General features: G+C 35.7%; 12 protein-coding genes and 1 other annotated feature. Of the genes, 10 read left to right on the top strand and 2 right to left on the bottom strand.

From position 1 onward, the window contains the following. The first annotated feature begins 18 nt into the window (after positions 1 to 18). The 9 genes from hemC to AB4Y30_RS10650 all read left to right on the top strand — a co-directional run bounded on the left by hemC (position 19) and on the right by AB4Y30_RS10650 (position 8,426). Positions 19 to 939 carry a hydroxymethylbilane synthase gene (gene hemC / locus AB4Y30_RS10690; protein ID WP_368652221.1) on the top strand — a complete coding sequence of 307 codons (921 nt, stop codon included), beginning with the start codon at positions 19 to 21 and terminating at the stop codon, positions 937 to 939. Then, positions 939 to 1,712, top strand: a complete 774-nt coding sequence (locus AB4Y30_RS10685; RefSeq protein ID WP_368652220.1) for a uroporphyrinogen-III synthase — start codon at positions 939 to 941, stop codon at positions 1,710 to 1,712. The genes hemC and AB4Y30_RS10685 overlap by 1 nt, the downstream gene beginning before the upstream one ends. Continuing rightward, a complete protein-coding gene (gene hemB / locus AB4Y30_RS10680; protein WP_368652219.1) occupies positions 1,699 to 2,679 on the top strand; it encodes a porphobilinogen synthase in 981 nt (326 codons plus the stop codon). The genes AB4Y30_RS10685 and hemB overlap by 14 nt, the downstream gene beginning before the upstream one ends. A 300-nt stretch (positions 2,680 to 2,979) precedes the next feature. Further along, positions 2,980 to 4,263 carry a glutamate-1-semialdehyde 2,1-aminomutase gene (gene hemL / locus AB4Y30_RS10675; protein ID WP_368652218.1) on the top strand — a complete coding sequence of 428 codons (1,284 nt, stop codon included), beginning with the start codon at positions 2,980 to 2,982 and terminating at the stop codon, positions 4,261 to 4,263. 141 nt (positions 4,264 to 4,404) lie between these two features. Next, positions 4,405 to 4,725: a PadR family transcriptional regulator gene (locus AB4Y30_RS10670; RefSeq protein WP_368652217.1), complete on the top strand. Its 321-nt coding sequence runs from the start codon at positions 4,405 to 4,407 to the stop codon at positions 4,723 to 4,725. Then, positions 4,718 to 5,278 (top strand): DUF1700 domain-containing protein, encoded by a 561-nt coding sequence (locus AB4Y30_RS10665; protein WP_368652216.1) that lies wholly within the window; start codon positions 4,718 to 4,720, stop codon positions 5,276 to 5,278. Before AB4Y30_RS10670 ends, AB4Y30_RS10665 begins: the two co-directional genes overlap by 8 nt. Continuing rightward, positions 5,271 to 6,077 (top strand): DUF4097 family beta strand repeat-containing protein, encoded by an 807-nt coding sequence (locus AB4Y30_RS10660; RefSeq protein WP_368652215.1) that lies wholly within the window; start codon positions 5,271 to 5,273, stop codon positions 6,075 to 6,077. Before AB4Y30_RS10665 ends, AB4Y30_RS10660 begins: the two co-directional genes overlap by 8 nt. A 159-nt stretch (positions 6,078 to 6,236) precedes the next feature. Beyond that, positions 6,237 to 7,433 carry a stage VI sporulation protein D gene (gene spoVID, locus AB4Y30_RS10655; protein WP_368652214.1) on the top strand — a complete coding sequence of 399 codons (1,197 nt, stop codon included), beginning with the start codon at positions 6,237 to 6,239 and terminating at the stop codon, positions 7,431 to 7,433. Positions 7,434 to 7,448: 15 nt separating this feature from the next. After that, entirely contained in the window at positions 7,449 to 8,426 is a 978-nt protein-coding gene (locus AB4Y30_RS10650; protein ID WP_368652213.1) for a hypothetical protein, read from the top strand. On the opposite strand, the gene AB4Y30_RS10645 is transcribed toward AB4Y30_RS10650, so the two are convergent. After that, positions 8,423 to 8,611: a hypothetical protein gene (locus tag AB4Y30_RS10645; protein WP_368652212.1), complete on the bottom strand. Its 189-nt coding sequence runs from the start codon at positions 8,609 to 8,611 to the stop codon at positions 8,423 to 8,425. The genes AB4Y30_RS10650 and AB4Y30_RS10645 overlap by 4 nt on opposite strands. Before the next feature lie 140 nt (positions 8,612 to 8,751). Further along, positions 8,752 to 8,975: a binding site (T-box leader), on the top strand. Positions 8,976 to 9,016: 41 nt separating this feature from the next. Here AB4Y30_RS10645 and AB4Y30_RS10640 point away from each other — a divergent pair. Then, positions 9,017 to 11,662 (top strand): valine--tRNA ligase, encoded by a 2,646-nt coding sequence (locus AB4Y30_RS10640; protein WP_368652211.1) that lies wholly within the window; start codon positions 9,017 to 9,019, stop codon positions 11,660 to 11,662. 211 nt (positions 11,663 to 11,873) lie between these two features. On the opposite strand, the gene AB4Y30_RS10635 is transcribed toward AB4Y30_RS10640, so the two are convergent. Next, positions 11,874 to 12,731 carry a RimK family alpha-L-glutamate ligase gene (locus AB4Y30_RS10635; RefSeq protein ID WP_368652210.1) on the bottom strand — a complete coding sequence of 286 codons (858 nt, stop codon included), beginning with the start codon at positions 12,729 to 12,731 and terminating at the stop codon, positions 11,874 to 11,876. Positions 12,732 to 12,745 lie beyond the last annotated feature (14 nt).

Here is a 12,745-nt window from a genome sequence, read left to right as displayed (position 1 = left end):
AGTGAAGGAGATGTAAATATGCGCAAAATTATTGTAGGAACTAGAACGAGTAAATTGGCATTAATTCAAACAAACTGGGTGATTGATCAATTAAAAAAAGCTGGAGTACAGAATGAAATTGAAATAAAAGAATTCATGACCTCTGGTGATAAAAATTTAACAGTTTCCCTAGCTGCACTTGGCGGAGGCGGGATTTTCATTGAAGAGCTTGAACAGGCGCTACTCAATAAGGAAATTGACTTCGCAGTACATAGTTTAAAGGATTTACCAGCAATATTGCCAGAAGAATTAGTAGTAACAGCTATTCCAGAACGTGAAGATGCACGGGATGCTTATATTGGTCGTAATCATGTCAAATTAGATGATTTACCAGCAGGAGCTAAGGTAGGTACAAGTAGCGGACGTCGCCGAGCTCAAATTCTTTCCCTACGCCCAGATTTAAATACGCCTTGGATTCGTGGGGCGGTAGATGGGCGAATTGATCAGCTAAATGATGGAGCTTATGATGCCATTATTCTAGCAGTTGCAGGTTTAAAACGTTTAGGTGTAAGTGAAGAAGTCATTACAGAATATCTAGATATTGAGAAGTTTGTACCAGCTCCAGGGCAGGGTGCTTTAGCAATTGAATGTCGTCAGGATGATAAAGAGCTTCGCAATATTTTAGCTATGATTAATGATGAAGAATCCGCTAAAGCAGTAACAACGGAAAGAGAATTGGTAAAATTAATTGAAGGTGCAGATGAAGGTCCAGTAGGTATCTATGCATACGTAGATCAGGAAGAGATTGTCCTACATGCTGCACTTACAACAAGCGAAGGTGAAAGAACAATTAGCGAAGTTGTACGCGGAACAGACCCGGTAGCAATTGCAACAGAAATGGCGGCAAAGCTAAAGGAGCAAAATATTTTAGAGCTTATCCAAGAGGAATTGAAGAAATAATGGTCACAGATTTATATCAAAAACGAATTCTAGTGACAAGAGAAAAGAAGCAGGCAAAAGCTTTTTCAACATTAATTAAAGAAAGCAATGGTATTTCTATAGAGGTACCATTGCTTGAAATACGTATAAAACAAGAAAATCCATTTATAGCAAAGTCTTTAAAAGATATAGAGTGGATTTTCTTTACAAGTGTGAATGGTGTGAATAGTTTCTTTGAGTTAGTCCAACAAACGGAACAGTTAGAAGCTTGTCAGTTTGCTACAGTTGGAACAAAGACAGCGCAAGCCCTGGAATCTAAAGGATATACAGCTCAATTTATTCCAACTACATTTAATGCAGAAACAATGGCAGATGAATTTGCTAAACAATATGGGGTACAAGGAAAGCTGCTCCTAGTACGAGGAAATCGTTCCCGAGATGTACTACCAAAGAAGTTTACTCAAAAGGGTTATTCGATTGAATTAGTAGAAGTTTATGAAACAATACATCATACAGAAGCAAAAGCTGAGTTGAATCATGTATTGCTTCATGAACAGATTGATTTATTAACATTTACTAGTCCTTCTACCATAGATTCATTTTGTCAGATAGTCGATCCAGCATTTCATTTTCAAAAAGTTCCAGCAGTTTGTATTGGAACAACAACGGCAAAGCGTGCAGAAAAAGCAGGCTTTGACTCGATAATTATGCCAGAATCGTTTACGATTGAAGGAATGGTTAATGAAATGGGAGAGTACTTAAAAAGAAAGGAAAATGATGATGGAAACAAATAACGCATTTAAAAGACATCGTAGATTACGTGTGAATCCAGCAATGCGAGCATTGGTTAGAGAAACAGTTTTAACTGCAAATGATTTTATTTATCCAATTTTTGTGGCAGAAGGAGAAAATGTTAAAAATGAAATTTCTTCGATGCCTGGAATCTTTCAGCTATCATTAGATAATCTTACAGAAGAAGTAAAAGAAGTTCAGAAATTAGGAATTAAAGCAGTTATTTTATTCGGCGTTCCGCATGCGAAGGATGAGCATGGTACAGGAGCATTTATTGATGAAGGAATTGTTCAGCAGGCAACGCGCCTAATCAAGCAAACATTCCCTGAAATGTTAGTTGTAGCTGATACATGCTTATGTGAATATACTTCACATGGTCATTGCGGTGTCATTGAAAATAATGATGTCGATAATGATGCTTCTCTAAAATTATTAGCAGATACAGCAGTTTCTCAAGCGAAAGCAGGGGCAGATATCATTGCACCATCTAATATGATGGATGGGTTTGTTACCGTGATTCGTGTTGCTTTAGATGAAGCAGGGTTTACACATATTCCAATTATGTCCTATGCAGTTAAGTATTCTTCTGCATTTTATGGTCCATTCCGTGATGCGGCAAATAGCACGCCACAATTTGGAGATCGTAAGACATATCAAATGGATCCAGCAAATCGTTTAGAGGCATTAAGAGAAGCAAACACAGACTTAGATGAAGGGGCGGATTTCTTAATTGTTAAACCTGCTTTATCTTACTTAGATATTATTCGTGATGTTAGAAATCTTTCAAACACACCAGTTGTTGCTTATAATGTTAGTGGGGAATATTCGATGATTAAAGCTGCTGCATTAAATGGCTGGATCGATGAAAAGGCTGTTGTATTAGAGAAATTAATATCTATGAAACGTGCAGGAGCAGATTTAATTATTACTTACTTTGCAAAAGACGTAGCTCGTTGGTTAAATAATTAATAGTACATGTTCAAAAAGGACGATAAAATGACCATCATCGGTTGGGTTCGCAACGTCACGAGAGCAACATTCGCACTAGCACATCCTGTACGTCGTAGCACATCGTGTGCGTCGAAAGTTCAAGGAGGCATAGCTTTGAGTAACGGAAAAGCAAGCTAACGCACTTGCGCGTGTTGTGGTGACTTCGACGTTCGACACAGGACGTGTTAGAACTTAATCGAAGTTCCTCTGTTCGCCGCGTCATTTTTATTGCGATTTTTGAACCTCTTCTAATAAAATGAATAGGGTGAGGTGTTCATTGTGAAAAAATTTACTAACTCGATTGATGCGTATAAAGAAGCTGTTGAACTAATGCCAGGAGGAGTGAATTCTCCTGTACGTGCTTTTAAATCCGTACAAATGGATCCTATCTATATGGAAAAAGGCCAAGGCTCAAAAATTTTTGATATAGATGGAAATGAATATATTGATTATGTGCTCAGCTGGGGACCACTTATTTTAGGACACCGTGCAGAGCATGTAGTTGATGAATTGAAAAAAATGGTCGATTATGGTACAAGCTTCGGTACATCTTCCAAAACAGAAATTGATTTAGCAAAATTAGTGATGGAAAGAGTACCTTCTATTGAAATGATTCGTATGGTCAACTCTGGCACGGAAGCAACAATGAGTGCTCTAAGAGTTGCCCGTGGTTTTACAGGACGTGATAAGATTTTGAAATTTGAAGGAAATTATCATGGTCATGCAGATTCCTTATTAATTAAAGCTGGATCCGGTGTAGCGACTCTAGGTTTGCCTGATAGTCCAGGTGTTCCTTCATCTGTAGCACAAAATACAATTACTGTTCCATATAATGATATGGAAAGTGTACGTTATGCTTTTGATGAATTTGGTAAGGACATAGCAGCAGTAATTGTAGAACCTGTGTCTGGGAATATGGGAGTTGTAACTCCTGTAAATGATTTTCTAAAGCATTTAAGAGAAATTACAACCGAATTTGGTTCTTTATTAATCTTGGATGAGGTAATGACTGGATTCCGTGTAGGCTACCATAGTGCACAAGGTCATTATGATATTGATCCAGACTTAACTTGCTTAGGTAAAGTTATTGGTGGTGGTTTACCAGTCGGTGCATATGGTGGTAAAAAAGAAATCATGCAAAATATTGCTCCAGTTGGTGCAATTTATCAGGCTGGAACATTATCCGGAAATCCATTAGCAATGACAGCAGGAATTGCAACATTATCTGCTTTAACAGAGCAATCTTATGAGCAGATGAACGAGCGAGCAGTTCAACTTATTAATGGATATAAGGCTGCAGCTGCAGAATATAATATTCCAATTCAAGTAAATCATGTTGGTGCAATGATAGGAGTATTCTTTACAGATGTTCCTGTTACCAACTATGAAACAGCACAAACTTCTGACTTAGCTCGCTTTGCAAAATATTATAAAGGGATGATTGAGGAAGGAATTTTCTTACCACCATCTCAATTTGAAGGATTATTTTTATCCACAGCACATACAGAAGAAGACATTGAAAAAACAATTCAAGCAGCACGCAAGGTATTTGCAACATTATAATAAATTAGCACCCTCCAAATCTTTTGGAGGGTGTTTTTTGGCATCAGCTATTATATAAAAAATACTATTGTTTATTGAACAATACCATATGATGTGTTATAGTGAATTCAATAAGGATGTTCAGAAAGAGGGTGACTTTCAGTGAACGCACAATTTAAAAAGGGAGTGCTTGAGCTTTGTGTATTAGTATTACTTGATAAACGAGATTTTTATGGCTATGAATTAATTAAACAGATTACAAGTAAAATTGAGATATCAGAAGGAGCCGTTTATCCGGTTTTGAGGCGAATATTAAAACAAGGATATTGTACAACTTATCTAGAAGAGTCATCAGAAGGACCAAGTAGAAAATATTATCATTTAACAGATGAAGGAAAAGCATATCTTCAAGAGCAAAAGAAGGAATATGAAAATTTTACAGAAGGAGTTAATGCTTTAATGGAGGAGGATGTATATGAATAAGCGCAATTTCATCGATGAGTTTTTGCGGCATTTAAAAAGCTTACCTGCGGAAGAAAAAGAGGATATCATTCAGGATTTTGAAGAATATTTCGAAGCAGGACAATTGGAAGGAAAGAGTGAAGAAGAAATAGCTCAATCCTTAGGCGCACCACAAAAGCTTGCAAAAGATTTACATGCAAATTATTACGTAGAAAAAGCAAAAGAAGATCATTCTGCAGGTAATATCGCCCGTGCAATATGGGCTGTTATTGGACTTAGTTTTCTTAATCTCATTCTTGTTCTTGGACCATTTTTAGCAATTGCAGGTGTGATTCTGAGTTTATGGATTGTTGCTGCTTCATTTATTGTACAAATAGTAGCTGCATTATTTAAATCGCTTTTTCAACCAGAGCTATTTCATTTCTTTGAATTATTTATGTCAGTAACAATTAGCGGAATCGGACTTTTATTACTTCTCGTTGTTTATCCAATTACACAATATGCATTGAAATTATTTGTTAAATATCTTTCATTTAACATTCGTATTGTAAAAGGAGGTGCTACCTATGAATAAAAAGAAGATGATTCTTCCTTTAGCTATACTGCTTGTAATTGTTGGTTTTATTGGTATGGCAGCCACGTTCTCATCTTATTCTAAATCTGCTAATGCAGAAAAATCAGAAACCATACCTTTAGATATGGAAGCTATTAATGAGCTGCAAATAGATACTGGAAATACATCTATTTATTTTCGACCTGTTGATGAGGAAGGGCCAAGGGTTGAATATTATACAAAAGGAAGAACAGTTAATCATGAAAAAATGACTAGCTCCGTAGAAGGCGAAACGCAAGTTATAAAAACAAAGCAAAATTTCTTTAATTTCTTTGATCTTGATTTTCTATTTCAATCAAAATCAACCTTTCATATTTATTTGCCAGACAATGAATTAGAGAAAATAACGGCAGAGACAGCGAATGGTGTGATTGAAGCAAATGATATTGAGATTCCATCTTTAGTTGCAAGCACTACTAACGGAAGAATTACATTAGAATCGATTACTGGAAATGTTGATGCACAAGCGACAAATGGTCGTATTAATTTAGAAAATATAGCTGGAGAAACAGAAGCTAAAGCAACAAATGGTAGAATTAATGTGGTGACAGAAGGATTTGATTTTCCAATGGAACTTGAAACAGTAAACGGTAAAATTGTGATTCAATCTAATCAAGAACCTACAAATGCAACACTTGACTTACGTACAGTGAATGGATCAATTAATGTTTTCGGCTCTAAAGATTGGGATGTTTCTTATGGGAATGGTGAAAATAAAATTAAAGCACGTACTACAAATGGTGGAATTACAATCGAATAATAGATTCTAGTTAATAGGAAAGAAATAACTGTGCGTACTTTATGAGAAGTAACCGCACAGTTATTTTTATTTCTTTCATAATTCCTTAGAATATTTAGCTTGTCCATTTCATATAGTAGTTTAGAAGATGCAACATTTTTTGGGAAAGGAAGAGGTATGATGCCTAATCGTGCACCATTTACTTTTGAAATAACAGAGACTATTTTTCTTGATAAAGCCTATGGAGTCGAGGAGATGATTAGAGTTTCTCTAGATCCTGTTGTTTCTTTTCAAACAGATAATAGCTATATGAATATTCATGGCGTATTAGAATTGAACGGGGAATTTGTGAAAGCGGATTTAGAAGAACATGTAGAAGATGATTTCCGGGAGAACCATGCAAAACAATTTATGAAAAATGTACAAGAAATAGATGATCAGCGAATTGCTTTTCATCATCCTATTCCAGTAAATATTTCAATTCCTACGTATCGAGTCAAAACGGATACAGACATGATGGTCAATGTAACTTCATTTGATTATGAATTATCTAATGCTCATCAGTTGCGATTGATTGCAACAGTAAATATTGATGGAATTACAGAGTTAGAGAAGGATACATTAGTAGAGTCTAAACAAGAAACTCCAGAAGAAGATAATTTTCAATTTACAATAGATACACGTGATGAGGATATAGAAATGATAGAACAAGAGGATCTTGAGCCAGAAGAAGTACTTTCAGCTGATGTATTAAGATCAGGTGAGATAGAAGAACCAAGTGACAAACGCTTAGAAGAAATCTCACATTTGATAGAGGAATTTTCTAATGCGATGGAAGAAGAGCAAGAGTCAGTTTTAGAAGAGCTAACTAAATTAGAAATAAGAGCAGCAGAAGATTATACAGTGGAAGAGGATGAACCAGAACCTGTTGTAGAAGAGGTAACTAATTTGGAAATAAGAGCAGCAGAAGATTATATAGTAAAAGAGGATGAACCAGAACCTGTTGTAGAAGAGGTAACTAATTTGGAAACAAGAGCAGCAGAAGACTATGCAGTAGAAGAAGATGAACCAGAGCCTGTTGTGGAAGAGAAAACTAATTTAGAAATAAGAGCAACAGCAGATTACACAGTAGACGAGGACGAAGAAGAGGAAGATTTAGATAGGGGAAGTGTTAGCTATTTGGCTGATATTTTCTCAAATGATGAACAGGAAAATGAAACTGCACAGCTTCGAATATGTATCGTTCAAGGAGAAGATACATTAGAAAGTATTAGTGAAAGATTTTCTGTATCTAAGGCACAAATACAAAAACAAAACCAATTAGAGGATGAAATATTAAATACTGGCCAATTACTTATCATTCCATCTCGGAAATAAAGGAGATAAAATGCAATGCATGAAACATTGGAGCAAATATTAGCAGCCTATCAAATTCATCCAATAAACCAACGAAAGATTTCAGAATCTGTTTATGAAATAACCGATCAGAAACGGCAAAAATATGCATTGAAATGCAGTAGATTGACAGACGATAAATTAAAAAAATGGTTGCATGTGTATGAGTTAGCAGCAACCATTCCTCTTCCAGAAGTAATTCCTGTATATTTACATCAATCAGAGGATCTCTATATCAATTATCAAAACCAAATTTATTATATAACACCTTGGCTAGAAAAAGCAGAAATCGATTGGTCTAAATATTTTCAGGTTTTAGCAAATGTGCATGTGCACACCAAAAAAAGTACAGTATTTCCATTGCAACAAACTGTAAAAACTTTTAATCAATATGAATCATATTGTAGGCAAATGCAGACTCGATTACTTGAATGGGTAGAGTTATTTGAGCGTCAGCATTATATGTCGCCAGTTGAATTACAAGTTTGTACGCATTACCGAGAGATGAACATAGCAATAGAACGAATATTGACCATGCTTTCTGTATTCATTGAAGAAATAAATAACCAGCATGAATGGAGTATTAGTTTATGTCATGGAAATGTAAGGCGAGAACATTTTGTTGGTACAAATAGACTTCATTTAATAAGTTGGGAAAATGCCTATTTTGAAAATGCTATACATGATTTAGTTCATCTCTTCTCCCAAGAAGCTACGTATTATGATAAGGACTTTAAAGATTGGAATGAATTATTCTTTGGTTCATATATCCAAGTGAATCCTTTGAATAAGTTAGAATTACTGCTTCTGATCATTTATTTATTAGATATGAGCAAATATATGCAAACGATTGAACAGTCCATTTTACATCGAATAGATATGGTAGTAGCAGTACAGAAGCTACAAAAGCTTTATCGGAAAATTATTTTTGGTCTTCATTTTGCTGATCATGTGGAACAACAAGAAAAATCTTAAATCCATTCTAAATGAAAGGCAATAAATAAACCAACAAAGATTCCTAGGAGAAGCACATCTAATGTAGTTGGGAAAAATAATGTTCGGATCAATTGAAAGATAAGAATAGGTAATGTCGCTTTTTCACAAATGAAAATACAGTTTCTTGCCCAAGGTGGCAGACGATAACGATAAAATCTAGCCACATGAATCAATCCTCCTTCCGCCCGCTTGCTATATTCTATGTTTTCAGCTGTTGCATTTGTGCATTTCTTATGTAAAATGTTGCTTTTTTTATGAATTGGTTTTAAAATGAAATCAATATCTGTTAAAAAGTGAATCATTTGTGAATGCGATGAAGGGGAAGAGTATAGATTAATGCCTTGTAGAGAGGGGAACATTTGCTGAAAGTTCTCTAGGTTTATTAATTTAGAAGGTCGCCCTGGATGCAGCTTCTTTGAAATCAGTAGAAGAATGCCGGAGAATCTCCGTTATAAAATTGAGTGTACATGTTTTTTTTAACTTGTAAATTAAGGTGGTAACACGGAAATATACCTTTTCGTCCTTTATTGGATGGAAAGGTTTTTTTATGTATAAAAAGGAGGATTTACATGGATAATCAACAAGCAAACACATTATCGACAAAATATAATCCGCAAGAGGTGGAGAAAAATCGTTATCAATTTTGGTTAGAAGGAAAGTATTTTGAAGCAAAGGATGATCCGAATAAGGAGCCTTATACCATTGTTATTCCACCACCAAATGTAACTGGAAAACTACATTTAGGTCATGCTTGGGATACAACCATGCAAGATACGATATCTCGTATGAAGCGTATGCAGGGTTATGATGTGCTTTGGTTACCTGGAATGGACCATGCTGGTATTGCTACACAAGCAAGAGTAGAAGCAACATTACGTGAGCAAGGAATATCACGTTATGATCTTGGAAGAGAAAAGTTTGTAGAAAAGGTTTGGGAATGGAAAGAGGAATATGCCAGCTTTATCCGTGAGCAATGGGGGAAACTAGGGCTTGGTGTAGATTATTCACGTGAACGTTTTACGATGGATAAAGGTCTTTCTGAAGCAGTAAAAGAAGTATTTATTCGTTTATATGAAAAAGGCTTAATTTATCGTGGAGAGTATATTATTAACTGGGATCCACAAACAAAAACTGCCTTATCAGATATTGAAGTAATTTATAAAGAAATACAAGGTAATTTCTATCATTTACGCTATCCGATTAAAGATAGTGATGAATTCATTGAAATAGCTACAACACGTCCAGAAACAATGCTTGGAGATACAGCAATTGCTGTGCATCCTGAAGATGAGCGTTATAAGCACCTCGTAGGAAAAACAGTTGTGTTACCAATCGTTGGGCGAGAAATAAAAATTGTTGCAGATGATTATGTTGATATGGAATTTGGTTCTGGAGCTGTTAAAATCACACCAGCTCATGATCCAAATGACTTTGAAATCGGTAATCGCCATCAATTAGAGCGTGTGCTTGTGATGAATGAAGATGGCACCATGAATGAAAATGCTGGCATTTATCAAGGACTGGATCGTTTTGAGTGTCGTAAACAAATCATTAAGGACCTGCAAGATGCAGGGGTACTTTTCAAAATAGAAGAGCATGTTCATCAAGTAGGACATTCGGAGCGTAGTGGAGCAGTGGTAGAGCCATATTTATCTACACAATGGTTTGTAAAAATGCAGCCTCTTGCAAATGCAGCAATTAATCTACAAGAAGAGGAAGGCAAGGTTAATTTTGTACCAAACCGCTTTGAGAAAACCTATTTACATTGGATGGAAAATATTCGTGATTGGTGTATTTCACGTCAACTATGGTGGGGGCATCGAATCCCAGCATGGTACCACAAGGAAACAAAGGAAATATATGTTGGAAAAGAAGCACCAGCAGATATTGAGAACTGGACACAGGATGAAGACGTATTAGATACATGGTTTTCTTCGGCACTATGGCCATTTTCAACAATGGGTTGGCCAGATGAAGAAAGCGCTGATTTCAAACGTTATTTCCCAACAGATGTGTTAGTAACAGGGTATGATATTATTTTCTTCTGGGTTTCTCGAATGATTTTCCAATCTCTTGAATTTACAGAGGAAAGACCTTTTAAAGATGTGCTTATTCATGGATTAATTCGTGATGCACAAGGTCGAAAAATGAGTAAATCACTAGGCAATGGTGTTGATCCAATGGATGTTATTGAGAAATATGGAGCAGACTCTTTACGTTATTTCTTATTAACAGGATCTTCGCCTGGACAGGATTTACGTTTCCAATGGGAAAATGTAGAGGCGACTTGGAACTTTGCGAATAAAGTATGGAATGCTTCTCGATTTTCATTAATGAATTTAGAAGGCTTTACTTACGAGGATATTGATTTAACAGGTGAGAAATCGATTGCAGATAAGTGGATTTTAACAAGATTAAATGAAACGATTGAACATGTTACATCCAATACAAATAAATATGAATTCGGTGAAGCTGGCCGTTATCTATATAATTTTATTTGGGATGACTTATGTGATTGGTATATTGAAATGGCAAAGCTTGTACTCTATGGAGAAGACGAAGCACAGAAGAAAACGACTCGTTCTGTTCTAGCACATGTACTTGATCAAACGATGCGTATGTTACATCCATATATGCCATTTATTACCGAAGAAATCTGGCAGAAGCTACCACATGAAGGAGATTCTATTACGGTTGCAAAATGGCCAGAGGTTCGTAAAGAATTCCATGACCTAGAAGCAGCAAATGAAATGAAGCGTCTTGTTTCTATCATTCGTTCTGTACGTAATATTCGCGCTGAAGTAGATACACCAATGTCTAAGCAAATCACATTATTCATACAAGCAGAAAATGAAGAAGTTGTTCGTGAGTTAGAAAATGAAAGAATGTACTTAGAACGTTTCTGTAATCCAAGTGAATTAGTCATTGCAACAAAGGTTGAGGTACCAGATCAGGCAATGTCTGCAGTAGTAACTGGAGCACAATTATATTTACCACTTGAAGGATTAATTGATTTTGAGAAGGAAATCGCAAGACTGCAAAATGAATTAGCAAAATGGAAGAAGGAAGTAGACTTTGTTCAGAAGAAGCTTTCTAACCAAGGTTTTGTTGCAAAAGCACCAGCAAAGTTAGTTGAGGAAGAGAAGCAGAAAGAAGAAGATTACTTGGATAAATATAATAAAGTAAAACAACGCTTAGAAGAATTACAAGGTTAAAGAAGAACCCCGAATGTCAGTGTATACACTGATATTCGGGGTTTTACTTTAGAAAGTAATAAATTAAAACGGCTAGAAGTGGTCGCTCCAGAAATCCATTTCGCTTTCCGAGGAGGTTGAGCACAAACCGGTGAAAAGTGACTTTCTGTAACGGACATCTTTATGGCAAGGAAATATCATTTAAAAGAACAAGTGCTTTTCTTGGTTTTTCTTAAGCTAAGCATTTTTTAATATAAGCAATATATTTTTGTAAAATATTTGTATCTGTTGTAGCACTCAAAATCCGTGAACCGACAACATCCTCAATTTCATTAAATAGAAAATCACCTTGATGATCGATAAGAAAATCAATACCAACCATCCCAAAGTCAAAATGGCCAATGATTTTATGGATGAGTTCTGTTTTCTTTCCGTCTAATGGAAACACTTCTGCAGAACCACCCAGTTTAAAGTTTGCTCGAAAATCACTTGTGCTCTTACGCAATACTGCTCCAATGATTTCTTTTCCAACTATAAAAACTCGTACATCTCTTCCTAATTGTACATCACAGGATTGAATAACTACATCTGGTGTTCCTAGAGCATCAAGAGCAGTGTTCCAATCATCCTCTGTTTCGATAAAATATACTTGTTTCCCACTTCTCCCTGTACATTCCTTCATTACAAATGGGAAAGACATAGGTGGTGTACTCCCGAGCTGATCCTTCTTAAAAAAGAAAGTATCGACCATAGGAATGCCTAAGGAGTGAACTGTATGATGTGTCATTGCTTTATGATTACAAATTTGTGACACAGCTGCTGAATTAAAGGAACGAACACCTAATGCTTCAAAATGTAAATTAAGCAAAGGTTCAAGAACTCGTACAATTACAAAATCAGGAAGGGGAACAGGTTGCCCATCTAATAAGACAGCACGTTTATTATTTAGGATTCCTATGGATAAGTTTTCACGAATAATAAGCTTTAAATCAATTTGTTGTAAAGCTGCTTCCTCCATAAACCAGTCGATATAGGATTGATTATCATTTGCATCTGTCTGTGCATAAATCAACCATCCTGTCTTTTGCATAGGAAATACCTCCA

It is taken from the genome of Ornithinibacillus sp. 4-3 (assembly GCF_040958695.1).
GTDB lineage: Bacteria > Bacillota > Bacilli > Bacillales > Amphibacillaceae > CALAMD01.
Note: the sequence above shows the minus strand (reverse complement) of the source record. Positions and strands in the feature narration are given on the sequence as shown.

Bases quoted from the DNA above. Each gene is read 5' to 3' on its own strand.
- hemC (WP_368652221.1), top strand. From the start codon at position 19: ATGCGCAAAATTATTGTAGGAACTAGAACGAGTAAATTGGCATTAATT.
- AB4Y30_RS10685 (WP_368652220.1), top strand. From the start codon at position 939: ATGGTCACAGATTTATATCAAAAACGAATTCTAGTGACAAGAGAAAAG.
- hemB (WP_368652219.1), top strand. From the start codon at position 1,699: ATGGAAACAAATAACGCATTTAAAAGACATCGTAGATTACGTGTGAAT.
- AB4Y30_RS10665 (WP_368652216.1), top strand. From the start codon at position 4,718: ATGAATAAGCGCAATTTCATCGATGAGTTTTTGCGGCATTTAAAAAGC.
- AB4Y30_RS10660 (WP_368652215.1), top strand. From the start codon at position 5,271: ATGAATAAAAAGAAGATGATTCTTCCTTTAGCTATACTGCTTGTAATT.
- spoVID (WP_368652214.1), top strand. From the start codon at position 6,237: ATGCCTAATCGTGCACCATTTACTTTTGAAATAACAGAGACTATTTTT.
- AB4Y30_RS10650 (WP_368652213.1), top strand. From the start codon at position 7,449: ATGCATGAAACATTGGAGCAAATATTAGCAGCCTATCAAATTCATCCA.
- AB4Y30_RS10640 (WP_368652211.1), top strand. From the start codon at position 9,017: ATGGATAATCAACAAGCAAACACATTATCGACAAAATATAATCCGCAA.
- AB4Y30_RS10635 (WP_368652210.1), bottom strand. From the start codon at position 12,731: ATGCAAAAGACAGGATGGTTGATTTATGCACAGACAGATGCAAATGAT.